At 41.9% G+C, this 22705-nt stretch carries 26 protein-coding genes; 18 read left to right on the forward strand and 8 right to left on the reverse strand.

The genetic code is table 11. The annotated features are described in order from the left end of the window. Nucleotides 1-301: 301 nt before the first annotated feature. A complete protein-coding gene (locus AB1A65_RS04330) occupies nucleotides 302-988 on the forward strand; it encodes a hypothetical protein (RefSeq protein WP_366585991.1) in 687 nt (228 codons plus the stop codon). Between the two features lie 149 nt (nucleotides 989-1137). Here the strand turns inward: AB1A65_RS04330 and arsS are convergent, their stop codons facing one another. The 4 genes from arsS to AB1A65_RS04350 form a co-directional block, all read right to left on the reverse strand. Beyond that, the gene (gene arsS, locus AB1A65_RS04335; protein WP_366585993.1) at nucleotides 1138-2226 is read right to left on the reverse strand and encodes an arsenosugar biosynthesis radical SAM (seleno)protein ArsS; all 1089 of its coding nucleotides are present in this window, start codon (nucleotides 2224-2226) and stop codon (nucleotides 1138-1140) included. A gap of 83 nt (nucleotides 2227-2309) precedes the next feature. Beyond that, nucleotides 2310-2645 carry an arsenosugar biosynthesis-associated peroxidase-like protein gene (locus tag AB1A65_RS04340; RefSeq protein WP_067029694.1) on the reverse strand — a complete coding sequence of 112 codons (336 nt, stop codon included), beginning with the start codon at nucleotides 2643-2645 and terminating at the stop codon, nucleotides 2310-2312. Between the two features lie 102 nt (nucleotides 2646-2747). After that, nucleotides 2748-3440: a DUF2064 domain-containing protein gene (locus AB1A65_RS04345; protein WP_366585994.1), complete on the reverse strand. Its 693-nt coding sequence runs from the start codon at nucleotides 3438-3440 to the stop codon at nucleotides 2748-2750. A gap of 294 nt (nucleotides 3441-3734) precedes the next feature. Then, nucleotides 3735-4292, reverse strand: coding sequence for a fasciclin domain-containing protein (locus tag AB1A65_RS04350; RefSeq protein ID WP_366585996.1), 558 nt, complete (start codon nucleotides 4290-4292; stop codon nucleotides 3735-3737). Nucleotides 4293-4452: 160 nt separating this feature from the next. Here AB1A65_RS04350 and AB1A65_RS04355 point away from each other — a divergent pair, with 160 nt between their 5' ends. Further along, nucleotides 4453-5229, forward strand: a complete 777-nt coding sequence (locus AB1A65_RS04355; RefSeq protein ID WP_366585998.1) for a patatin-like phospholipase family protein — start codon at nucleotides 4453-4455, stop codon at nucleotides 5227-5229. Here AB1A65_RS04355 and AB1A65_RS04360 read toward each other — a convergent pair. Beyond that, nucleotides 5226-6275, reverse strand: coding sequence for a ferredoxin--NADP reductase (locus AB1A65_RS04360; RefSeq protein ID WP_366586000.1), 1050 nt, complete (start codon nucleotides 6273-6275; stop codon nucleotides 5226-5228). The genes AB1A65_RS04355 and AB1A65_RS04360 overlap by 4 nt on opposite strands. A 118-nt stretch (nucleotides 6276-6393) precedes the next feature. On the opposite strand from AB1A65_RS04360, the gene AB1A65_RS04365 reads away from it, so the two are divergent. Further along, nucleotides 6394-7863, forward strand: coding sequence for a DUF5687 family protein (locus AB1A65_RS04365; RefSeq protein ID WP_366586002.1), 1470 nt, complete (start codon nucleotides 6394-6396; stop codon nucleotides 7861-7863). Between the two features lie 2 nt (nucleotides 7864-7865). Beyond that, nucleotides 7866-8558, forward strand: a complete 693-nt coding sequence (locus AB1A65_RS04370) for an ABC transporter ATP-binding protein (protein WP_366586004.1) — start codon at nucleotides 7866-7868, stop codon at nucleotides 8556-8558. A gap of 146 nt (nucleotides 8559-8704) precedes the next feature. Here AB1A65_RS04370 and AB1A65_RS04375 read toward each other — a convergent pair whose 3' ends face one another. The 3 genes from AB1A65_RS04375 to AB1A65_RS04385 are packed head-to-tail and all read right to left on the reverse strand — an operon-like array spanning nucleotide 8705 to nucleotide 10086. Further along, nucleotides 8705-9073, reverse strand: coding sequence for a nuclear transport factor 2 family protein (locus tag AB1A65_RS04375; protein ID WP_366586006.1), 369 nt, complete (start codon nucleotides 9071-9073; stop codon nucleotides 8705-8707). Between the two features lie 36 nt (nucleotides 9074-9109). Then, nucleotides 9110-9769, reverse strand: a complete 660-nt coding sequence (locus AB1A65_RS04380; RefSeq protein WP_366586007.1) for a DUF2461 domain-containing protein — start codon at nucleotides 9767-9769, stop codon at nucleotides 9110-9112. Further along, nucleotides 9766-10086 (reverse strand): hypothetical protein, encoded by a 321-nt coding sequence (locus AB1A65_RS04385; protein ID WP_366586008.1) that lies wholly within the window; start codon nucleotides 10084-10086, stop codon nucleotides 9766-9768. The genes AB1A65_RS04380 and AB1A65_RS04385 overlap by 4 nt, the downstream gene beginning before the upstream one ends. Before the next feature lie 111 nt (nucleotides 10087-10197). Between AB1A65_RS04385 and AB1A65_RS04390 the strand changes: the two genes are divergently transcribed. From AB1A65_RS04390 to dut, 14 genes are all read left to right on the forward strand, one after another. Continuing rightward, nucleotides 10198-11211, forward strand: a complete 1014-nt coding sequence (locus AB1A65_RS04390) for a helix-turn-helix domain-containing protein (RefSeq protein WP_366586010.1) — start codon at nucleotides 10198-10200, stop codon at nucleotides 11209-11211. 114 nt (nucleotides 11212-11325) lie between these two features. Next, nucleotides 11326-13881, forward strand: coding sequence for a hypothetical protein (locus AB1A65_RS04395; RefSeq protein ID WP_366586012.1), 2556 nt, complete (start codon nucleotides 11326-11328; stop codon nucleotides 13879-13881). Between the two features lie 6 nt (nucleotides 13882-13887). Beyond that, nucleotides 13888-14328, forward strand: coding sequence for a polymer-forming cytoskeletal protein (locus AB1A65_RS04400; RefSeq protein WP_366586014.1), 441 nt, complete (start codon nucleotides 13888-13890; stop codon nucleotides 14326-14328). Continuing rightward, nucleotides 14306-14536 carry an AtpZ/AtpI family protein gene (locus AB1A65_RS04405; protein WP_366586016.1) on the forward strand — a complete coding sequence of 77 codons (231 nt, stop codon included), beginning with the start codon at nucleotides 14306-14308 and terminating at the stop codon, nucleotides 14534-14536. The genes AB1A65_RS04400 and AB1A65_RS04405 overlap by 23 nt, the downstream gene beginning before the upstream one ends. Then, on the forward strand, nucleotides 14536-14943 hold the full coding sequence (locus AB1A65_RS04410; RefSeq protein ID WP_366586018.1) for a DUF6168 family protein: 408 nt from the start codon (nucleotides 14536-14538) through the stop codon (nucleotides 14941-14943). Before AB1A65_RS04405 ends, AB1A65_RS04410 begins: the two co-directional genes overlap by 1 nt. 102 nt (nucleotides 14944-15045) lie before the next feature. Further along, entirely contained in the window at nucleotides 15046-16170 is a 1125-nt protein-coding gene (gene atpB / locus AB1A65_RS04415; RefSeq protein ID WP_366586020.1) for a F0F1 ATP synthase subunit A, read from the forward strand. Nucleotides 16171-16250: 80 nt separating this feature from the next. Then, nucleotides 16251-16442 (forward strand): ATP synthase F0 subunit C, encoded by a 192-nt coding sequence (gene atpE / locus AB1A65_RS04420; RefSeq protein ID WP_045801726.1) that lies wholly within the window; start codon nucleotides 16251-16253, stop codon nucleotides 16440-16442. A gap of 86 nt (nucleotides 16443-16528) precedes the next feature. Further along, nucleotides 16529-17029 carry a F0F1 ATP synthase subunit B gene (locus AB1A65_RS04425; protein ID WP_366586022.1) on the forward strand — a complete coding sequence of 167 codons (501 nt, stop codon included), beginning with the start codon at nucleotides 16529-16531 and terminating at the stop codon, nucleotides 17027-17029. An 85-nt stretch (nucleotides 17030-17114) separates the two neighbouring features. Continuing rightward, complete coding sequence (atpH, locus tag AB1A65_RS04430) at nucleotides 17115-17654, forward strand: ATP synthase F1 subunit delta (RefSeq protein WP_366586024.1); 540 nt, start codon at nucleotides 17115-17117, stop codon at nucleotides 17652-17654. 2 nt (nucleotides 17655-17656) lie between these two features. Then, nucleotides 17657-19234: a F0F1 ATP synthase subunit alpha gene (gene atpA / locus AB1A65_RS04435; protein ID WP_366586026.1), complete on the forward strand. Its 1578-nt coding sequence runs from the start codon at nucleotides 17657-17659 to the stop codon at nucleotides 19232-19234. Between the two features lie 23 nt (nucleotides 19235-19257). After that, nucleotides 19258-19596, forward strand: a complete 339-nt coding sequence (locus tag AB1A65_RS04440; RefSeq protein WP_366586027.1) for a four helix bundle protein — start codon at nucleotides 19258-19260, stop codon at nucleotides 19594-19596. 30 nt (nucleotides 19597-19626) lie between these two features. Further along, the gene (gene atpG, locus AB1A65_RS04445) at nucleotides 19627-20487 is read left to right on the forward strand and encodes an ATP synthase F1 subunit gamma (protein ID WP_366586029.1); all 861 of its coding nucleotides are present in this window, start codon (nucleotides 19627-19629) and stop codon (nucleotides 20485-20487) included. Between the two features lie 242 nt (nucleotides 20488-20729). Then, nucleotides 20730-22199, forward strand: coding sequence for an oligosaccharide flippase family protein (locus AB1A65_RS04450; protein WP_366586031.1), 1470 nt, complete (start codon nucleotides 20730-20732; stop codon nucleotides 22197-22199). Then, nucleotides 22189-22623: a dUTP diphosphatase gene (gene dut / locus AB1A65_RS04455; RefSeq protein WP_366586033.1), complete on the forward strand. Its 435-nt coding sequence runs from the start codon at nucleotides 22189-22191 to the stop codon at nucleotides 22621-22623. Before AB1A65_RS04450 ends, dut begins: the two co-directional genes overlap by 11 nt. Nucleotides 22624-22705 lie beyond the last annotated feature (82 nt).

Genomic DNA, 22705 nt, shown 5'->3' on the forward strand with positions numbered 1-22705 from the left:
CTGTTAAGTCGGTAACAAAGATTCCACGGAAATGGCCCAACCCAAAGAATTCAAGACGTATCTGTAGGAAAAATCGGTGAAGTGTTCAAAAGATGATGAATTGTTCAAATCCAAAAAAGCAAACCGACTTATGGGTCGGTTGAATGACAATCTTAACTCGTTAAGTGGAGTGGGTAGCGCGTAAATTGCAAATGGTTTTTAAGCCGAAAAACGCTAACTTCACTCCTATCTGCCGGTAGGCAGATATCGTTGGATATAAATCATTAAAAATGGATTCATTTTCCTAGGAGTTGGTGAACATATGAGCCAAGAGAAGGACGTAAATATCAGATTACACTATAATACCACTTGGAAATCTTCTGACTTTGAACGGATTAATGAACAGTTGCCTAAAAATTACAATTTTGAATTTGAAGAAAGGCAATATGTTCATACTGGGATACATGGTTTTGAAGTTTGGATAGAAATAGTAGTTACAAGTCCAATTTTTCAATTTATTGCCGGTGCTATATCAAGTGGATTGTTTTGGGACTTTTTTAAAAAGTTCTCTAAGAATACTTTTTTAAAACCTTTCTTTTCTTCTCTACAAAAATTGAACAAGACTCCTTTAGGTTATAAAAAAATGGAAATTGTTGCAATCAAAATTAAGTTTGACGATGTAACAATAAAAATTTATGGACTAAGAAAGAATTTTACTTCAATCCTATCTTCTATTTTTCAACAGCTCCAAGCTCATATTCTTAAAATTAAATCTTTAGGCTTAAATTCCATATCTGAAATTCGAATACCGTTGTTATGGACAGGAAAAAGAAATGAAAATGGAAAATTTTATGAAATTACATACCATTATAATAGAAATAAAAAGAACTCTTTTAAGGATTATTTCCAAGAATGGGAAGTAGTATGTGCTGATACTAATAAATCTTACATTTATAATTTGAAAAAAAAGAATATTAGATTTATAAATACGTTTACCAACAATGTGTAACCGCAATTACGGCGGATTCGACTACCCTTCGACTGCGCTCATGGCGTGCTGAATCCACTCGGAATTGAGAGCGTCAGTACTTAAGAAAACCCGTAACTGACGGTTATACAAGTCCGATAAGTGAAATCTCCAAAAAGTTGTTATAAAAATCAAGCCACCGTCCCCTGACAACTACTTCCAGCCCCTGCCGTACACCCATAACAGTGCTGTGAAATCACAATCTCACGGTCATTCAACAAGTCTTCGTTGTAGTCCTTAATGTGTTTTACCTTGCTGGCGACCTTTAGGTCGAGCATCTGGTTAAAGTCACAGTCGTACAGCCACCCATCCCAACTTACTGAAATGGTATTGGTGCACATCACATTTTCCACCGCAGCAGGGTTATAGGCTTCCACCAAGGCATACATATAATCCTCATAATTGTCCGAGGCGATCAAATAGTCCAAAAAGCGGGAAATGGGCAAGTTGGTGATCGCAAACAGATTATGGAAGTCAATATTGAAGTCCTCCTTCAACGCTTTTTTAAAGTCACGCTCCATCGCCGCTTGGTCGCCCGGCAAAAAGGCCCCGGAGGGATTATAGACCAAATCCAACCGTAAGCTGCTATCAGGCATACCGTACCCCAACGCATTTAAATCCTGCAGCGCACGTATGGATTTGTCAAAAACCCCATCGCCACGCTGCTTGTCCGTTTTGCCACGGGTGTAGTGCGGCATGGAAGAAACCACGTGTACATTATGCTTTTTAAAGAATTCGGGTAAGTCGTGGTATTTTTTGTTGGCACGTATGATAGTTAAATTGGAACGCACAATAAAATCCTGAATCCCAGCCTTGGCCGCCTCTTCCACGAACCATCGAAAATTGGGATTCATTTCTGGGGCGCCGCCCGTTAGGTCCAAGGTGTGGGCTCCGGTATTTCGAATGACCTCCAAACACTGCTCCATGGTTTCGCGGGTCATGATTTCCTTTCGATCTGGCCCCGCATCTACGTGACAGTGCTCGCAGACTTGGTTGCACATATACCCCACATTGATTTGAAGAATTTCCAGCGTTTTGGGTTTTAGCGGAAATTGTCCCGTTTTCGAAATCTTATCCTTGAAGTAGGGCAACTCACCATCGGAAAACAACCCACCACTCAAGATGTCCAACTGCCTGTTGGTTTGGGCCAGTTCATTTTCCCGGGCCTTCAACGATTTTTTGGCCGCGTTTTTAATATCTGATAATATGCTTTGTCCCATTTTTAGTTTTTGAAGTTGTTGTGCAAGCCATCTATAATCTAATAGCAGAGCGGTCTAACGTCTAGAAGCGTAGCGCTCTCGACTTACATGGAAAGTTTATTGTATTTGTTCATCATCTGTACCCCATGCACCAGCGTAGCACCACTTTCAATCGCGGCACCGGCGTGTACAGCTTCCATCATTTCCTCTTTGGTAATACCGCGTTGGAGCCCATCTTTGGTATAGGCATCAATGCAATAGGGGCATTTCACTACGTGTGCCACTGCTAGGGCGATCAACGATTTCTCTCTTGCACTTAGTGCACCTTCTTCGAAAACCTTACCGTAATAATCAAAAAATTTGTTGCCCAGTTCTTCGCTCCATTCGGTGATGGAACCAAATTTTCGTAAATCCGCTGGGTCGTAATATGAGTTTGCCATGTTTTGTTTTTTTATGGATTATGGACATGTGCCATGAAGGCAATTCCATGTTGGGATTAATAAATACGTAGAAGGGCCAAGTTCCATGACTAGGCCATGCAATCAGGAAAACACAACAGGCGAACCTTTATTGAAAGGAATAAACAGGAATATATTCTTGCGGGTAGTATGACCAGCTTCAAGAAACGCTATGGTCTCACCTAAAATTTTTGAAAAAAGAGATAGCCACCTGTCAGCTAAAGTTGAGATATGGTTGGATAACCGTTTGATGTCGCTCGCGGAATCAATATCCAATAATCGGTTTAATGAAAAAACCGTACAACCGCCTGATTCAAAATGATGACGGGTAGCATTGAACAAAGTGGTCATTTGCCACGGAAGTCCTGCAAAAGATTCTGGATTAAAGTTGGAAGCATGCAATCCCAACAAATAAAATCCGCCATCCACTGCCGGGCCCAAAACCGTTTTGCCCAGTTGGAGATGTTGATGGGCTTCCAGCAGGTGTTGGGTTTTCAACTGCGGACTATCATTCCCAATGGCGATGATGTTGGCAAAGCCTTTATCAAAAAGAGATTGAAGGGCATGAGTAAACCTTTCTCCAAAAGTTTCACCCACTTGTTCTTTTTCCGTGAAATGAAAATAAGGCAGTCCGGAAGCCTTTACAATTTTTAAAGAGTGCTCGTTGAGCGCATCAAAAAGCGAAGTGTTGCCTCCAATTTTTTTGATATGACTGTCTGTATCCGCAGAATTTGCGAACACTAGAATAGCGGTATCAAAGAGTGGTTTTGGGTGCAATTATTCGATGTTTATCCTAAACTTACAACAATTATTGGTATTGATTTTGGTCGAAGCCCATCAATTTGGATTACAATTTTGGACAAATAGTTTCAACTTTAACATTCCGACCCACCAGTCGGTTTTGAAAATGAGGAAATTACAGTTTCCCGATTAAGGTTGGGTTGAATTCGACAAAGAACAAGAAAACAGTCCATTTTTAAACCGCACCGACTGCCTGGTCGGTTAACAAATGGGTTTGGAAGATGAAAAAGGGCGACTTTTGTCGCCCTTTCAAACATAAATACTTCAATTTTATGCACTTGGGAGTACTACGGTGTCAACCACATGGATCACCCCATTGGATTGGTTAACATCGGCTATGGTCACCATGGCTACATTCCCTGCGCCGTCTTTTACTTTAATGGCGTCACCATCCATCATGGCAGTAAGGGTGTCTCCGTTTACAGTGGTAAGCTTGGCCATTCCCTTTCCTTTTTTGATCATTTTCATCAAATCCTTAGCACCATATTTTCCGGCCACTACGTGATAGGTCAACACACCTTGCAATTTGGATTTGTTTTCGGGTTTTAACAAGGTGGACACGGTTCCCTCGGGCAGTTTGTCAAAGGCGCTGTTGGTAGGGGCAAATACGGTAAAGGGGCCATCGCCTTGCAAGGTTTCAACCAAACCGGCAGCTTTTACGGCAGCCACTAGCGTTGTGTGGTCTTTTGAGTTTACTGCATTGGAAACAATATCCTTGCTGGGGTACATGGGCGCACCACCCACCATTTTAGTTTGGGAAAATCCTGCGAAGCCCACCAAAAGGGCCAAGGTTGATGCAATTAGTGTTACTGTTCTTAAAGATTTCATGTGATTTAATTTTTAGATTATATATACACTTACGGAGTTATTGGAGTTGGGGTTTGGTATTGGAAAAGATTGATGAAAATTTAATCCAAGACCATGGAAGGTAACGTATTATCAAAGCGGCAAAGCCATACCTTTGTGCATCATTGCTTTGTAATTAAAAATGTTTGAAGATAAATCCATTGGTTTGGTGCTTTCGGGCGGAGGCGTCCGTGGAATGGCCCATATTGGGTTGATCAAGGCCCTTCGGGAACACGGTTTAGAGGCTCAAATGGTTTCCGGTTCCAGTGTGGGTGCTTTGGTCGGCGCGTTGTATGCCAATGGAAATTCAGTGGAGAGCATGCTCGATTTCTTCCGAAAGACCCCTCTGTTCCAGTATAGTTTTTTTGCCATCAACAAACCCGGATTTATAGATACTGAGCGCTATTTCAGCATTTTTAAGGGCTATTTTCCCAATGACTCTTTTGAAAGTCTGGGAAAACCGCTTTATGTGGTGGCCACCGATTTGTTGAGTGGAGAAGAAAAGGTTTTCAACCAAGGCGAATTGATATTGCCACTTTTGGCCTCTGCTGCATTGACGCCCGTTTTTAGTCCAGTGGAAATTGATGGGGTACTTTATGCGGATGGAGGAATCATGAATAACTTTCCAAAGGAATATCTTCAGGATAAAGTGGACTTTTTGATCGGGAGCAATGTTTCCATCGCTGCCGAAATCCAAAAAAAAGATTTACGAAATTCCATTCAATTGGCCGGAAGAGTCACAAGTTTAATGATTTATGCCTCCAATAAAGCCAAAGTAGAAGAATGTCATTTATGTATAGAGCCCAAAGAGCTCGATAAAATCGGTGTATTGGACAAAAAAGGAATTGAGAACGCCTTTTCCATTGGCTATGAACATGGCAGCAGGGTCATTGAAAAGCTGTTGGCCTCTAAAACCTAAACGTCGTCGTAGTCCACCTTTAACGTCGGGGTCAAAGGGTGTGCCTGACAGGTTAATATCAACCCTTCGGCCACTTCACCATCAGTTAAAATCTGATTTTTGGCCATCTCGGCCTTTCCTTCCTTGATTCGAGCAATACAGGTGCTGCATACCCCGCCTTGACACGAATACGGTGCGTCTATATCCTCATTGAGTACGGCATCGAGCACTAACTGTTTTCGGTCCATGACCAAAGTGAAGACTTCATCATCCAAGGTTATCTCTACCTTGGTTTTACCTTCTAGGTTCTCGGCCATTTCGTCTTCCTCATCAGAACTGGTGAAAAGTTCAAAATGGATTTTATCTGGAGAAACACCATTGTCTTTCAAGGTATCCGAAACAGCATGGATCATTTCCTCTGGCCCGCAGAGATAAAACGCATCAAACGGGGTTTCCTTGAACTTGTTTTTGATCACAAAGTTCACGGTTGAACGCTCAATTCGTCCAAAAAGAGCTTCATCCACATTGGACTTACTGTACACGTACTGCACAAAAAATCGTTCGGAATATTTCTCTTTAAGTTGCTGTATTTTATGGAAATACATGGTCTCTTCCGGGCTTTGGTTTCCAAACACCAGCACAAAAGTGTTCTCTGGATTGCTTTCCAAAACCGTTTGGGCAATGCTCATTATGGGCGTAATGCCACTTCCTGCCGCAAAAGCGGCCACGTTTTTTTTGTCTGAAGTTTGATCAAACACAAAACGACCCTCAGGGAGCATCACTTCAAAAACATCACCGGCCTTTATATTCTCATTGGCAAAAACCGAAAATGTACCATTCGGCATTTTTTTGATGCCAACCGTCATTTGTCCAGAAGAGGGCGCCGAAGAAATGGAATAGGCCCTTCGAAGTTCCTTTCCGTTTAGGGAATATTTTAGGGTAATGTATTGGCCCGCTTTAAAACTATAGGCGTCTTGGAGTTCTTGGGGAACCTCAAAAGTAAGGGCCACCGCGTTTGGGGTTAATCGATCTACAGAAGAGATTTTTAACGCATGGGAATCGCTCATGAAAACAATTTTGCTGCAAAACTAAGGATTACCGAAATTTTTTGCCCCAATTTTTACAAAAAGGATGTGTATTGTAACAAATGGACTACTTTGTATACTAACCAAAAAACTACCAACCATGTTTAAGCGTTTCATTGGCCTTCAATGGAAATCTTTTTTTAGGGCAGCATCCTTCAAGACCGAGATTTGGATTAAAATCTTAATGGGTATTGGTGCACTCTATTTTATTCTTGTCTTTCTGGGGATGGGCTTTGGTTCCTATTTTATGATTGAGAAAGCTGGTATTGGTGACCCATTGCGAGTGGTAAATCAATATATAATCTACTATTTGGCTCTTGACCTCGTGCTACGGTATATGCTTCAAAAAATGCCTGTGACCAATATAAAGCCATTATTGTACTTGCCTATTAAAAAGAGCACGGTGGTGAACTATTCCATGGGAAAAACGGTGATTTCCTTTTTCAACATCATGCATGCATTTTTCTTTGTGCCCTTCAGTGTGGTTTTAATTATTCAAGGCTATTCCATTGGTTCCGTAATTGGATGGCACCTGGGTTTCATGGCTCTAATTTTTGTCAATAACTTTATCAATGTATTGGTCAACAATAAAGACAGTCTCTTTTATGTATTTGTAGGACTATTTTTGGTGGCGGGTATTTCGCAATACTATCAATGGTTTGATATTACGTTGTACACCCAACCCATTTTTGACTTGTTCTTTGATGTGCCCTGGATAGCGATTGTTCCATGGCTTTTGTTGATTGGGCTCTATTTTTTGGCCTACTCCTATTTCAAGAAACATATGTATTTGGATGGTGGCCTCGCCATAAAACAATCTGAAGCCAAAACAGAAAACTTGGATTGGTTGAACCGTTTCGGGAATCTGGGCACCTTCTTGAAGAACGATATTAAGCTTATAAAACGGAACAAGCGATCTAGAACTGCGGTAATCGCAGGCTTCTTTTTCATTTTTTATGGATTGCTCTTCTTTACTGGCGCCGTTGAAGCCTATGAAGGTCCGTTTTGGAGTATTTTTGCCGGAATTTTTGTTACGGGCGGATTTCTTTTCAGCTTTGGGCAGTATGTTCCTAGTTGGGACAGCAGCTATTACCCGCTGATGATGAGCCAGAATATTCAGTACAAAGAGTACCTTACCTCAAAATGGTATTTAGTGATTATTGCTACCATCATTTCTACCATTTTGGCTTCATTTTACCTCTATTTTGGATGGGAATATTATGCCGCTGTTCTGGTGGGAGCGATCTACAACATTGGCATCAACAGTTATTTGGTGCTTTGGGGAGGAGCTTATGTGAAGACGCCCATTGACCTTACTTCCAACAAAAAAGCATTTGGGGACAAGCAGGCGTTCAATGCAAAAACATTGCTGCTTACCTTGCCAAAGGTGGTATTGCCCGTTGCTATTTATGCCCTTGGTCATTGGTTGACCAGTCCGTTGGTGGGATACCTCTGTGTGGCCTTGGTCGGATTGCTGGGCTTCGTATTCAAAAACAAGGTCTTCACTATGATCGAGGGGATTTATAAAAAAGAGAAGTATAAAACCTTATTGGCATACAAACAGAAATAAGCATGATCACAGCGCAAAATTTAACCAAAACCTATTCGCAAACGGTGTTGAACATTGACCACCTAGAGATTCCCAAAGGACAAAGCTTTGGCTTGGTGGGGAACAATGGTGCGGGAAAAACCACTTTGTTCAGTTTGTTGTTGGATTTGGTCAAACCCACTACCGGTCACATTATAAATAATGGTGTACAGGTCAATCAAAGTGAAGCATGGAAACCGTTTACCTCGGCATTTATTGATGAGACATTTTTGATCGGCTACCTTACTCCAGAAGAGTACTTCTATTTCATTGGAGAATTGCGGGGCAGGAACAAAGCGGATGTGGACACCCTGTTGACCAACTATGACGATTTTTTCCATGGTGAAATTTTGGGTCAGAAGAAATATTTACGGGATCTTTCCAAAGGAAATCAAAAGAAAGTGGGCATCGTGGCTAGCTTTATTGGCAATCCCGAGGTTGTGATTCTGGATGAACCTTTTGCCAATTTGGACCCCACCACCCAAATCCGATTAAAGGGAATCATAAAAGATTTGGCCGCCAAGGAAGAAGTAACCGTTTTGGTCTCCAGTCATGATTTGATCCATGTCACCGAGGTCTGCGAACGCATCGCGGTTTTGAACAAAGGGGAAATTGTGCGAGACATTAAAACCTCCAAAGAGACCTTAAAAGAATTGGAGACCTTCTTCGGGGGATAAAAAGGCTGCCTAAAATGTAGGTTGTCGTCAACCTGAACTTGATTCAGGTTCTCATAGTGCATTGTGTATATACATGATGAGATTCTGAAATGAATTCAGAATGACGTAGTTTCATATTCTAAGACAGCCTCACCAATTTGAATTCCTTAACCCATAGCCGAAGTATCATAATGAAAGGAGGCTTTTTTAATTTTTCCATCCTGTACTTGGTAAAGCGCAACTTCCTCCATGTTCATTCGGTTGCCATCGGTAAAAGTAACGTCACTGGTCATGGCCACCGCAAAATGATTGCCGGCCACCACTGGATCGCCAATTGTGCCACCATGCGTTTCTTGGATGCTTTCCATCCATTGTTGAAATCCTTGTAGAATATTTTCCAATCCTTCGGTTACCGCATTGGGCATACCGGGCATTTCTAAACTCACGGCGTCTTGGGCATAAAGTCCGTACGCTTCTTGGTATTTGCCTTCCCTACAAAGGGCAACCAATTTGTTTGCAACGTCTTGTGTGGTCATTGTGTTTCTGTTTTTATGATTAATGAATAAACTGCTTTAGTCAAATGCTTGGTTTAAATAGGTGTTCAACGGTTTAATGGTTTCAAAATGGAGCAAGATTTCATCCACAAGCTTTTCTGAATTGTAAAAAGGCTCCAACGGAAATTCGGCCATGGCATAAAATTGCTTGTGATAGATTAGGTCGGTTTTTTCAGCCGTGGGCAGCAAGCTTTTATCCAGCCGTTTGGCTTTTTCCCCTTTCAATCGACCAAAATTTTGGATAAAGTTGGGTGCCTTTACAATGGCTTCCAATTTTGATGGATCCTTGGCGATGTGTTCCCGAATCAAGGCCAACTCAGATGGCCGAACCATAAATAAACCACCTCCCACATGGATGTTTGTAGCATCAATACCCAAATAATAGCCCGGGAACATTGACTTTTTGCCATTGGGAGAAAAACCAGCTTTAAGGATGGTATGATATGGCGATTTATCCTTGGAGAAACGAACATCTTTGTTGATGCGGAACAGCGCTTTTTTGGGGTCGGAGGGAATTCGTTCATCCCAAGAAGTTAACGAGTTCAGTAAAACAGCCAATAATTCTAAAAAAGGGGCTTTTACTTCATTCTTAAATCTTATTTTATTCTGGTGGAACCATTCCTTATGGTTGTTCTGTGTCAATTCTTCAAAAAAGAAAGTATGCTCTCGTGTTATCATGCCTGTTTGTTTTGTATGAGGTCCAGGGCCAATTGAGTTAGAGTTTCCCATTGGTCATGGTGTTCAAAATCAACTTCGTACCAACCAGCCAATGGTTTTTTGGTCTTAAATGGACTGAATTCTGTCAACGGTACATGTGCCGTCTCAATGGGATAGCCTTTTCCCAATTTAAAGACCATTTTTTTCTTTCTGGAGAAAAAGGCGAACACCTTATTTTTATAGTGAATGGCCTCCGAGCTCATCATTTTGCCCTCGGTCACATCCGCATATTTCATACAGAACAATTCCCGTATTTCATTGAATTTTTCAAACTCCATGAACCAAAGCTACAAAAGAGGGAAAAGCACGAATAAGGGCAAATAAGACACTTTTACGGGTTGTTTCTGCCACGGATATCTACTACATTTATCAACTGTAAATCCATGGGTATGAAACATGTAAGTATTTTGGTGCCAAAAGGAAATGCTATTTTGAGCAGTGTGGTGGGACCATACAAGATTTTGTCCGCGGCCAACCGATTTTTAAGGAGTACAGGGGTGAGAAATGATGACTTTTTTGATATTCATCTGGTAGGGTTGGACGGTGATCAGTCACTTTATAATGGCCTATTCAGTATTCATTGTGACAAGACCATTGATCAAGTGAACAAGACTGATTTAATATTGATTCCCGCCCTTCGAACGGAAAAATTGGTTGAAGAACTTCAATTGAACCAACCGTATGTGGATTGGATTATTAACCAACGCAACCGAAACAATGCCGAAGTAGCAAGTATGTGTTTGGGTGCTTTTGTACTGGCTAGAACTGGGTTAGTGGATGGGAAACAATGTTCCACCCATTGGGCGGCCATGGAAGTGTTCAAGCGTATGTACCCACAAGTAAATCTGGTTTCCAATAAAATTGTTACGGAAGAAGATGGCATTTATACCAGTGGGGGCGCTTATTCCTTTTTGAACCTGATGATTCACCTTGTTGAAAAATACTGCGGTCGGGAGGCGGCCATTTACCTCTCCAAGTTCTTTGAGATTGAAATAGATCGTGAAGACCAAAATCAGTTTGTGATTTTTCAGGGTCAAAAAGAGCATGACGACACTGCTATAAAAGCAGCCCAAAACTATATAGAGGACAATGTAAATGACAAAATATCCGTGGAGGAGTTGGCCCAAAAATTTGCCATTAGCAGTAGAAATTTTGTACGGCGATTTAAAAAGGCCACCCAGAACACACCCTTGGAATACATTCAACGGGTAAAAGTTGAAGCAGCCAAACGCAGTTTGGAAACCACCCAACAAAATGTGAATGAAATCATGTACCAAGTAGGGTATGCGGACCAGAAAGCGTTCCGTACCGTGTTCAAAAAATATGTGGGATTATCCCCGGTGGCCTACAAAACCAAATACAACCGATCACAACTGGAATATCAAGGATCTAACTCGTGGTAGTTATATAAAAACAACACAAGCATAGCGCCGAATAAAAAAACTCGTATTTTATCGATGAGGCTTATAATAATCTGTGTTTTTTTAAGTTAAGGTTACACACGATTATCGATAATTTTGAAGCTTCGTACTACACTTATCATTGCCACGGTTCTGGGAGGGCTGCTTTTTAATTCATGCTCTACCAAAAAAGACAAGTTCATCAACCGGAATTGGCACGCGCTCAACACCAAGTACAATACCTTGTACAATGGCAACATTGCTTTTGAACAAGGCCGTGAGGAACTCAACAATAGTTATCGGGATGACTACTGGGAAATTCTTCCTGTGGAGCGCTTGGAAGTGACCGATGAGATCAAACTCGATTCCGAAGACAACAACCCCAACTTTATAATTGCCGAGGAAAAGGCCACAAAAGCCATTCAAAAGCATAGCATGGACATTAAGGATGAGGAACGGAATCCCCAAACTGATGAGGCCTTTTTGCTTTTGGGAAAGGCACGCTATTTTGACCAACGCTACATTCCTGCTTTGGAATCCTTCAACTATATCCTAAGAAAATATGTGGAGAGCGATAAATTAAACGAAGCCACCATATGGCGGGAAAAGACCAATATGCGGTTGGACAACCCTGAAGTTGCTATAAAGAATTTGAAGCGCCTATTCAAATATGAAAAACTAAAAGATCAGGAATATGCCGATGCCAATGCGGTTTTGGCCCAATGTTACATCAACCTTAATGCTCCTGATACCGCCATTCAAAAACTAAAGATTGCCCAGGCCTATACCAAAAAGAACCCTGAAAAAGGAAGATACCTATTCATCATTGGGCAGTTGTTCAACCAATTGGGGCATAAGGACAGTGCCAATTATGCATTTGACAAAGTCATTGAACTGAATCGGAAATCGCCACGGGTGTACATGATCAATGCCCATCTTCAGAAAATAAGAAATACAGAAATCACCGATGCCAATCGCGAGGAAATGTTGGAATACCTGACCGATTTGGAGGAAAACCGGGAAAACCGCCCCTTTTTGGATAAGATCTATCGCGAAGTGGCGCAATTTCATCTGGCCAATGAAGAAGATAGTCTGGCTTTGACCTACTACAATAAATCCCTCAGAGCTACCCAAGGCGAACGCAAACTGAATGCACTCAACTACCAAAGTTTGGCCGACTATTATTTCGATGAGGATGCATACAAAACAGCAGGAGCGTATTATGACAGTACGTTGACCAACCTTGCGGAAAACACCAGAAAGCATCGGGACATCAAAAAGAAATTGGACAACTTGGAAGATGTTATCAAGTACGAAGACATAGTTCAGTACACCGATAGTGTTATTACCGTTTACCAAATGCCCGAAGCGGAGCGCAAGGCCTATTTTGAAGAATATATCGCTGAACTGAAACGCATTGCTGAAGAGGAAGAAGCCAAAAAACAGGCAAAAGCTGAGGCCGGGTTTGCCATGTTTGCCAACAGTAAGGGCGGAAAGGAGAATAAAGGTAAATTTTACTTTTACAACATCACCAGCTTGGGGTATGGTAAAAATGATTTTAGAACCCGATGGGGCGATCGTACCCTGGAAGATGATTGGCGTTGGAGCAATAAAAACAGAACCTTGGTTTCCGAGGCTACCGGTGAACAAGTTGCCGGCAACGACCAGTCAACCCAAAACCTTACGGAAGACCAAAAATATTCGGTGGATTTTTATTTGAATCAAATTCCTACCGATGTTTCCGTGATAGACAGCTTGTGGACCGAAAGAAACTTTGCCAATTATCAATTGGGGTTGATTTACAAGGAAAAATTCAAGGACAATCTTTTGGCCGCCGCTAAACTGGAAAGGGTTTTAAGCTCCAATCCGGAGGAGCGATTGATTCTTCCTTCAAAATACAACCTGTACAAGATTTATGAGGAAAGCGGTAGTCCGTTGGCTTTGAACATGAAGCAGGATATCATCACTAATCACCCAGATACCCGCTACGCAGAAATTCTATTGAACCCACAAGCGGTGTTGGAAGGGAATACCGATAGCCCAGATGCACGGTATGCCGCTTTGTTTAAACTATACGAGCAGCAGGAGTATCTTCAGGTGATTACATTATCTGAGGAGTACATCAATAAATTTACAGGTGATCCCATTGTGCCCAAATTTGAAATGTTGAAAGCCAATGCCATTGGTCGTTTGCAAGGCTTTGAACCGTTTAAGGAGGCTTTGAACTATGTTGCCCTTACCTATCCCAACAATCCCGAAGGAAAAAAAGCAGAGCAAATTGTGGAAGAGCAATTGCCCAAATTGGAGAAAAAAGAGTTTTCACCCGAAACGGGCTCAACCGGAACATCGAACTGGAAGGTGGTCTTTCCCTTTAAAATAAGGGAAGATGAAAAAGCGTTACAACTAAAGAAACGACTGGAAGACGCTATCAAAGACCTTAACTATAGAAATGTAGTTTCAAAGGACATCTATAATCTCGAAGATGAATTTGTGGTGGTACACGGATTCCGGTCCAAGGATTTTGCCCTGGGCTTCGCCGAGCTTATTAAAAACAACAAGGACTACCGCATTAAAGATGAGAATTTTGTAGTTTTATCCGAGAACTACAAAATTGTTCAAGTCCACAAGAATTTAGAATCATACAAAGAACATATTTTAACCCCAAAACCCTAGAACACAATGTTTTCTGACAACAAAAAACCCAGACCTATGAATGAATTTGGCGGACAACCCAACAGGATTGAAAAGAACACAAAGATCAAAGGAGACATTACTTCCGAAGCCGATTTTAGAATCGATGGAAAACTGGAGGGCAATGTAAAAACATCCGGTAAGGTGGTCATTGGTAAAGATGGCTACATTAATGGAAAAGTGGAGTGTGTAAATGCGGATATTGAAGGAAAGTTCAATGGTGAGCTTAATGTGAAAGACCTACTTTCCCTTAAAGCCTCAGCAATAATTGAAGGTACTGTATCCGTTGCAAAATTGGCCGTGGAGCCTGGAGCAACTTTTAATGCTGCCTGTACCATGGGCAAAGGTGTGTCAACAGGAACTTCGTCGTCCTCAGCCACCCCAAAATTGGAGTCCACCAAGAGCAATGAGCCAGCAAAAGCCTCCTAAAAAGAAGAGTGCCTTAAAAAATGCCGCCATCTTAACGGGCATTGGCTTTGAAATGGGGGCCATTATTTATTTGTCCGTACAAGGCGGAAAATGGTTGGACGCCGAATACCAAAACGAAAAGAATATTTTTACGGTAATTGCCACTTTATTGGGAGTGGCAATTTCTATTTGGCTAGTTTTGCAGCAGCTAAAACGTATTAAGTACTGATGTTAAAACGCAACCTGTTCGCCCGGTTCATTCTTCTGCTTTTGCCATTATTGCTCCTCGCTTTTGTGGTACATTTAGTTGTCTTATCCAGCAAGGACCTTCCACTTTTTGGCAACTTAATTATCCGTTCCTATGTAATCAACGGGGTTTTGGCCGTACTAATTTTTGGATTGCTGTTCCGATTTAGGGAACGCCTAAAGAACCAAATCGGTTTTTTGTTCATGGCTGGAAGCTTGGTAAAATTTGTCTTTTTCTTTGTGTTTTTTTACCCAACCTATAGCCGTGATGGGGACATGTCTGGCCTTGAATTCGCCGCTTTTTTTGTACCCTACGCCATCGCACTTTTTTTGGAGACTTTTTTTGCTTCCCGAATGCTTAAAATTTTGGAGGAATCCCCTGAAGATTAGGCGACTCAAAATCCTCAAAAATAAAAGTTTGAAAGCTTTTTTCTTTTTAGAAGAATGGCTTACATTTGCACCGATTTTGAGAGACCGATATTTTTGAGCGAAATGCGAAAGACTTTTTTTACGAGATTACTTCTTGTCGGAACACTATTGTTGGCCCAGTTCACTTTTGCGAAAGAACAGGAACACGAAACGGAAGAACACGGCAAGGACCTAAAGACTGAAATTAAGGAGTACATTTCCCATCACCTTCAAGATTCTCACGACTTTTCCTTGTTTTCGTACACCACAGAAAATGGAGAGCACAAATATGTTGGTTTCCCATTGCCCGTTATTTTAATTGATGATGGGTTGAAGGTTTTCTCTTCTTCAAAATTCCATCACGGCGAAACTTTGGCCGAAGTGGACGGTAACTACTACAAGCTTTACCACGGTAAAATATACAAGACGGATGCCGAAGGCACCATCAATTACGATGAGGAGCACCATCCTACCAATGTAAAACCATTGGATTTTTCCATCACCAAGAATGTGGTAATGATCATCATCACTGGTTTGTTGATGTTGTGGTTGTTCACCAGCTTGGCAAAATCCTATGCTAAGAACGGAGGTATTCCAACTGGAGCTGGTCGCTTCTTCGAGCCGATTGTACTTTATATAAGAGACGATATCGCAAGACCAAACATTGGCGAAAAGCGATACAAAAAATACATGCCGTTCCTGTTGACCATCTTTTTCTTTATATGGTTCTTGAATATGTTTGGGATGACCCCGCTGGGTGTAAACGTCACCGGTAACATCGCCATCACCACATCATTGGCCATTTTGACCTTTTTGATCACCAATTTCACAGGAACCAAGGATTACTGGATGCACCAGTTCAACCCTCTGGGCGATTCTTTGCCTTGGTATGGAAAAATACCATTGTATATTATATTGGTGCCCATTGAATTGTTGGGATTGTTCATTAAGCCATTCTCACTGTTGATTCGTTTGTACGCGAACATGCAGGCAGGTCACATTGTATTGATGAGCTTGATCGGATTGATGTTCATCTTTAAAAGTTGGATTGGAAGTCCATTGTCCTTTGGACTGGCCTTTGCCATCTCATTGATTGAAGTATTGGTAGCATTGCTACAAGCCTATATTTTCACCATGTTGAGCGCGTTGTACTTCGGATTTGCTTCCGAAGAGCATGACCATGAGCATGAAGCTGAAGTGGCGCACTAGTATTTAATTGTCATTCTGAGCTTTTCGAAGGGAAAGCGAAGAATCTAAAATTGAATTTTTAATTTTTAAACTAGATAGATATGGAAATTCCAGTAATGGTAGGTGCAGGTTTGGTAGTTATCGGTGTTGGTCTTGGTATTGGTAGAATCGGTGGTTCTGCTATGGAGGCCATTGCCCGTCAGCCTGAAGCTTACGGAAAAATCCAAACAGCGATGTTGATTGCAGCAGCGTTGATTGAAGGTATTGGTTTTGCTGCTCTTTTTGCGGTATAATCAAAACACACAGAGCAAAAGTTGTAACGGTTGGTTGCAGCTTTTGCTTCAGTATTAGTTTAAAAGCACAAGAATAAAGCACAGATATGGAAAAGTTATTGGAAGAGTTTTCGTTGGGACTGTTTTTTTGGCAAACGCTTTTGTTTGTATTGCTACTGTTCCTTTTGTACAAATTTGCATGGAAACCTATCCTTAATGCGGTAAATGAGCGTGAAGAGGGCATTAAAAATGCTTTGGATGCTGCCGATGCCGCCAAAAAGGAAATGCAGAACGTTACTGCCGATAGCGAGAAATTGTTGAAAGAGGCCAGAGCAGAGCGCGATGCCTTGTTGAAAGAAGCCAGAGAGCTTAAGGAAGGCATTGTTTCTGAAGCTAAGGAACAGGCCAAAGTTGAAGGCGATAAAATGATCAAGCAGGCGCAGGCCACCATCGAAAGTGAAAAGAAAGCTGCTGTTGCTGATATCAAAGCACAGGTCGCCAACCTTTCCTTGGAAATCGCAGAAAAAGTCATCAAAGAAGAATTGTCCGATACCAAGAAACAACAGAAGTTGGTGGATGATATGTTGGGTGACATCAAATTGAATTAAAAAGTAAGGTGTTGGTGTGCTAAGGTGCGGTTGCGAAATAAGTTCAAACTTAACCTTTCACCATTAACCCAATAACCTAAAAAATATGAATCAGAATAGGGCAGCCATACGCTACGCAAAAGCAACCTTGGATTTCGCTATCGAAAAGAAAGCGGCAGATGCCGTGGAAAAAGATATGCGAACCATTTCTGCAACGATTTTTGAAAGTAATGATCTAAAGAAACTTTTGGACAGTCCCGTTGTAAAAAGCGAGGTGAAGAAAAATGCGTTGTTGGAAATTTTCAAGGATGCTTCGGAAATCACCAAAGGCCTTATCGGAACATTGATTGGCAACAAACGAGTGGCCATGTTGCAGGAAGTGGCCGTTAAGTATATCATCCTTCATGAAAAGTTGAAAGGAGAAGATGTTGCTTTTGTGACCACCGCCGTTCCCTTGACCGCTGATTTAGAAAAGAAAGTATTGGCCGAGGTGAGCAAGATTACAGGAAACAAGGTCACTATAGAGAACAAGATTGACGAAAGCATTATTGGTGGATTTGTATTGCGCGTTGGCGATTTACAGTATGATGCCAGCATCGCAAACAAATTAAACAGTTTAAAAAGAGAATTTACAAATAGTCTATAAAAATGGCAGGAGTAAAAGCCGCTGAGGTATCAGCAATTTTGAAAAAACAGTTATCAGGTTTTGAGGCTACCGCTTCTTTGGATGAAGTAGGTACCGTATTGCAAGTAGGGGATGGTATTGCCCGTGTGTATGGACTTTCCAATGCCCAGTACGGGGAGCTTGTGGAGTTTGATGGCGGTATGGAAGGTATCGTTCTTAACCTTGAGGAAGATAACGTTGGTGTGGTTTTGTTGGGTCCATCCAAAGAGATTGTTGAAGGAGCTACCGTAAAGAGAACACAACGTATCGCATCCATTAAAGTGGGTGAGGGAATTGTTGGCCGTGTGGTGGATACCTTGGGTAACCCTATCGATGGTAAAGGTCCTATCGCTGGCGAAACCTATGAGATGCCTTTGGAGCGTAAAGCGCCAGGTGTTATTTATAGACAACCCGTAAACGAGCCATTGCAGACGGGTATCAAGGCGATTGATGCTATGATTCCTGTAGGTCGTGGACAAAGGGAGTTGGTGATTGGTGATAAACAAACTGGTAAAACCACCGTTTGTATTGATACCATCTTGAACCAAAAAGAATTTTACGATGCTGGTGAGCCGGTTTATTGTATTTACGTAGCGGTTGGTCAAAAAGCATCTACCGTTGCTGCCATTGCAAAGACGTTGGAAGACAGGGGAGCTTTGGCCTACACCACTATCGTAGCGGCCAACGCATCAGACCCTGCGCCTATGCAGGTATATGCGCCTTTTGCTGGTGCAGCAATCGGAGAATATTTTAGGGATACAGGTCGTCCTGCTTTGATCATCTATGATGATTTGTCAAAACAAGCCGTTGCCTATCGTGAAGTATCCTTGTTGTTGCGTAGACCTCCAGGACGTGAAGCGTATCCTGGTGACGTTTTCTACTTGCACTCAAGACTGTTGGAGCGTGCTGCAAAAGTGATTGCAGATGATGATATTGCCAAGGACATGAACGATCTTCCAGAGGTGTTGAAGCCTATGGTAAAAGGTGGCGGTTCACTAACTGCACTGCCTATTATCGAAACCCAAGCAGGTGACGTTTCTGCCTATATCCCAACCAACGTAATTTCCATTACCGATGGTCAGATATTCTTGGAGCAGGATTTGTTCAACCAAGGGGTTCGTCCTGCGATCAACGTGGGTATCTCCGTATCTCGTGTGGGTGGTTCCGCGCAGATCAAGTCCATGAAGAAAGTGGCTGGTACTTTGAAATTGGACCAAGCCCAGTTCCGTGAATTGGAAGCGTTTGCCAAATTCGGTTCCGATTTGGATGCCGCTACTTTAAACGTCATTGAAAAAGGACGTAGAAACGTGGAAATTTTGAAACAAGGTCAGAACGATCCGTTCACCGTTGAAGATCAGGTGGCCATCATCTTTGCAGGTTCCAAGAACTTGTTGCGTGATGTTCCTGTGGATAAAGTAAAAGAATTTGAAAGAGACTTCTTGGAGTTCTTGAACGCGAAGCACAGAGACGTATTGGATAGCCTAAAGGCCGGTAAATTGACTGATGAGGTTACCGATACGTTAACAGCGGTTGCGAAAGACCTTTCAAGCAAGTATAAATAGTTCAGAGTTCAGAGTGATGGGTTATGAGTAAATTGGAAAGTAGTCCCATACGGATTAAAAGCTTTCAATTTGCATGTGAGATTGTCCATTACTGTGATGATTTAAAAAGAAAAAATGATTTTGAGATAGCTTCTCAACTATTGAAAAGCGGAACCAGTATAGGAGCAAATACTAGGGAAGCACAAAGAGGGGTTAGCACAAAAGATTTTAAAAACAAGTTTGGGATTGCTTTAAAAGAAGCTGATGAAACCAAATATTGGTTGGAAATTTTGGAAGCAACAGGTAGAGAAGTCCCTAATGATTTAATGGAAAAGTGTGAAGAGTTGATTCGGATTTTAGTTGCAATACTAAAAAACTCTTAACTCGTAACTCCTAACCCATAACTATAAGAAATGGCAAATCTAAAGGAAATACGGAATAGGATCACAACCATCTCTTCAACGATGCAGATTACCAGTGCCATGAAAATGGTTTCTGCTGCCAAGTTGAAGAAGGCCCAGGATGCGATTACGGCCATGCGTCCTTATGCAGACAAACTTACGGAGTTGTTGCAAGGGCTTAGTGCCAGTTTGGATGGCGATGCCGGTAGTGCATTTGCGGACAGCAGACCCGTAAACAAGGTTTTGGTGGTAGCTATCACTTCCAACCGGGGTTTGTGCGGAGCGTTCAATTCCAACATCATTAAGCAAAGCCGTACCTTGGTAGGACAAACGTATGCTGGAAAGCAGGTGGATTTTGTTACAATCGGGAAGAAAGCCAACGATATTCTTCGGAAAAAGAATACTGTTGTGGCCAATCACAGCGGTGTTTTTGATGATTTGACTTTTGATAATGTTGCTGAGATTGCCCAATTTTTGATGAATCAATTTACAGAAGGCAAATATGATCGAATCGATTTGGTGTACAACAAGTTCAAAAACGCGGCCACACAGATTGTAATGACCGAGCAGTTTTTGCCTATCGCTATTTCTGAAGAGAACGCTTCTAGCGTTTCCGATTACATTTTTGAGCCTTCAAAAGCCGAGATTGTAGAGCAATTGATTCCTAAATCATTGAAGACCCAATTGTACAAAGCTATCCGCGACTCGTTTGCCAGTGAGCACGGTGCTCGGATGACCGCCATGCACAAAGCAACGGACAACGCTTCTGAACTTAGAGATGAACTTAAATTGACGTACAACAAAGCACGCCAAGCTGCCATTACCAACGAAATCTTGGAAATTGTTGGTGGCGCTGAGGCATTGAACAATTAGACCGAATACGTATGAGGTCAAATTTTCCAACATGGAGCATTGAACAATTAAGCCGAACATATGTGAGGCTAAATATTCCAATGCAGAAGCGTTGAATAACTAATAGGATTACACTTTAAAAATATAAAGAGCCGCTATTAAAGCGGCTTTTTTTGTCCATACACCTTTTTTACCGTATTTGGACTAAAGCGTTTTATGTAACTTGTGGGCATCATTAAAGGTTATAAAAGAGAATACACCTATTGAACCCGTTAAAAAGGCTTTTTAAACAGACTTTTATTTATGGACTGGCCACGGTGATGCCGCGGGTCATTTCCTTTTTCCTGTTGCCACTGTACACAGCTGTTTTTGAAAACGCTGCGGGCTATGGGCAGTACACCAACATCTATGCTTGGATTGCCATATTCAACGTCTTTTTGGCTTATGGTATGGAGACCGCCTTTTTCAGGTTCTACCATAAATCTGAGGACAAGAAAAGCATAATATCCACCTCGTTGATTTCACTTTTGGCCTCATCCCTTTTGTTTTTGATTGTTGCGCTGTCCGTAAATCAATGGTTGTCCGAAGTTACCAACATCAATGTGGATTATATAAAGTTTACCACTTTTATCTTGGTGTTGGATGCCTTGGTCATTGTTCCATTTGCCTTGTTAAGGGCACAGGAAAAACCGATGAAATATGCGGTGTTAAAAACCATCAATGTGGCTATAAACTTGGCCTTCAATATCTTTTTCCTGCTTGTTTTGCCCAAAATGGCCTTGGAAAACCAGTCCGGATTCTTCGATGCCATATATAAGGAGAACTGGGAAATTCATTATGTGCTGATTTCAAATGTCATCGCCAGCGGCATTACCCTGTTGATTTTACTCCCCAGCTATTTTAAGGTTCCGTATCTATTCGACTCTATTGTTTGGAAGCAAATGCTTAAATATGCCGGTCCGGTAATGGTGGCAGGAGTAGCATTTACGGTCAATGAAGTGCTGGACAAGATTTTACTGACCGAAATATTGCCTGCGGATATTGCGGAGTCCGAAGTTGGAAAATATGGGGCATGCTACAAATTGGCGTTGTTCATGACGTTGTTCGGAACGGCCTTTCGCATGGGGGTGGAGCCCTTTTTCTTCAGTCATGCCAAAACCGAAAAACCAGAAAGGACCTATGCGCAGATCACCAATTACTTTGTAATTCTTGGAAGTATCATCCTCCTGGGGGTTGTGGCCTATATAGATGTTTTGGGTAAACTTTTGATTAGAAACCCAATTTACTGGGAAGCCCTTGACGTTGTGCCGATTATTTTGTTGGGGAGTTTTTGCTTGGGCATTTATCACAATCTATCCGTTTGGTACAAAGTAACGGACCAGACCAAGTTTGGCGCCTATATTTCATCCATCGGCGCACTGATTACGTTGATCATCAACATAGGGCTCATTCCAAAGATTGGATATATGGCTTCCGCCCTGGCCACGTTGGCCGCATATGGAAGTATGATGCTATTGTCCTATTTCTTCGGAAGAAAATACTACCCAATACCCTATAATATGCGTAAAATTGTGTTCTACCTTTCCGTTTCAATTCTCTTTTCCGCACTTTCATTCTATGTTTTTAATAGAAATTTAATAGCGGGCAGCCTACTTCTTTTGTTATTTTTGGGATTGATTTACAGAATGGAAGGTGAAAATTTAAGAAGCATATTTTTAAAGCGTGAAGATTAAGATCATTAACAAGTCGAACCATACACTGCCTCATTACGAAACCTTGGCTTCGGCAGGAATGGATTTAAGGGCCAATATTGATTCCCCGATTGTGTTGAAACCTCTGGAGCGAGCTATTGTCCCCACAGGAATTTTTATGGAACTGCCCATTGGTTTTGAAGCTCAAGTACGCCCACGAAGCGGTCTAGCAGCAAAAAAGGGAATATCGGTTCTCAATGCCCCTGGAACCATTGATGCGGATTACCGCGGAGAGGTGGGTGTGATTTTGGTGAACCTTTCCGCCGAAGAATTCACAGTGGAGAATGGTGAACGCATAGCCCAAATGGTCATTGCCAAGCACGAGCGAGCTGATTGGGAAGAAGTGGAATCCCTTTCAGAAACCGATAGGGGAGCTGGTGGATTTGGGAGTACAGGGACCAAGTAGAATTAAGCAATGACAGGTGGAGCCTGCCTTTGTCGGCAGACAGGCGCAGTCGAGACCATTTTAAATAGAGTATAACTTTAAA

Source organism: Allomuricauda sp. ANG21, from assembly GCF_040705235.1.
GTDB classification, from domain to species: domain Bacteria; phylum Bacteroidota; class Bacteroidia; order Flavobacteriales; family Flavobacteriaceae; genus Flagellimonas; species Flagellimonas marina.

Coding starts and splice junctions, on each gene's coding strand:
- AB1A65_RS04330 (WP_366585991.1), top strand. CDS start 302: ATGAGCCAAGAGAAGGACGTAAATATCAGATTACACTATAATACCACT.
- arsS (WP_366585993.1), bottom strand. CDS start 2,226: ATGGGACAAAGCATATTATCAGATATTAAAAACGCGGCCAAAAAATCG.
- AB1A65_RS04340 (WP_067029694.1), bottom strand. CDS start 2,645: ATGGCAAACTCATATTACGACCCAGCGGATTTACGAAAATTTGGTTCC.
- AB1A65_RS04350 (WP_366585996.1), bottom strand. CDS start 4,292: ATGAAATCTTTAAGAACAGTAACACTAATTGCATCAACCTTGGCCCTT.
- AB1A65_RS04355 (WP_366585998.1), top strand. CDS start 4,453: ATGTTTGAAGATAAATCCATTGGTTTGGTGCTTTCGGGCGGAGGCGTC.
- AB1A65_RS04360 (WP_366586000.1), bottom strand. CDS start 6,275: ATGAGCGATTCCCATGCGTTAAAAATCTCTTCTGTAGATCGATTAACC.
- AB1A65_RS04365 (WP_366586002.1), top strand. CDS start 6,394: ATGTTTAAGCGTTTCATTGGCCTTCAATGGAAATCTTTTTTTAGGGCA.
- AB1A65_RS04370 (WP_366586004.1), top strand. CDS start 7,866: ATGATCACAGCGCAAAATTTAACCAAAACCTATTCGCAAACGGTGTTG.
- AB1A65_RS04375 (WP_366586006.1), bottom strand. CDS start 9,073: ATGACCACACAAGACGTTGCAAACAAATTGGTTGCCCTTTGTAGGGAA.
- AB1A65_RS04380 (WP_366586007.1), bottom strand. CDS start 9,769: ATGATAACACGAGAGCATACTTTCTTTTTTGAAGAATTGACACAGAAC.
- AB1A65_RS04385 (WP_366586008.1), bottom strand. CDS start 10,086: ATGGAGTTTGAAAAATTCAATGAAATACGGGAATTGTTCTGTATGAAA.
- AB1A65_RS04390 (WP_366586010.1), top strand. CDS start 10,198: ATGAAACATGTAAGTATTTTGGTGCCAAAAGGAAATGCTATTTTGAGC.
- AB1A65_RS04400 (WP_366586014.1), top strand. CDS start 13,888: ATGTTTTCTGACAACAAAAAACCCAGACCTATGAATGAATTTGGCGGA.
- AB1A65_RS04405 (WP_366586016.1), top strand. CDS start 14,306: ATGAGCCAGCAAAAGCCTCCTAAAAAGAAGAGTGCCTTAAAAAATGCC.
- AB1A65_RS04410 (WP_366586018.1), top strand. CDS start 14,536: ATGTTAAAACGCAACCTGTTCGCCCGGTTCATTCTTCTGCTTTTGCCA.
- atpB (WP_366586020.1), top strand. CDS start 15,046: ATGCGAAAGACTTTTTTTACGAGATTACTTCTTGTCGGAACACTATTG.
- atpE (WP_045801726.1), top strand. CDS start 16,251: ATGGAAATTCCAGTAATGGTAGGTGCAGGTTTGGTAGTTATCGGTGTT.
- AB1A65_RS04425 (WP_366586022.1), top strand. CDS start 16,529: ATGGAAAAGTTATTGGAAGAGTTTTCGTTGGGACTGTTTTTTTGGCAA.
- atpH (WP_366586024.1), top strand. CDS start 17,115: ATGAATCAGAATAGGGCAGCCATACGCTACGCAAAAGCAACCTTGGAT.
- atpA (WP_366586026.1), top strand. CDS start 17,657: ATGGCAGGAGTAAAAGCCGCTGAGGTATCAGCAATTTTGAAAAAACAG.
- AB1A65_RS04440 (WP_366586027.1), top strand. CDS start 19,258: ATGAGTAAATTGGAAAGTAGTCCCATACGGATTAAAAGCTTTCAATTT.
- atpG (WP_366586029.1), top strand. CDS start 19,627: ATGGCAAATCTAAAGGAAATACGGAATAGGATCACAACCATCTCTTCA.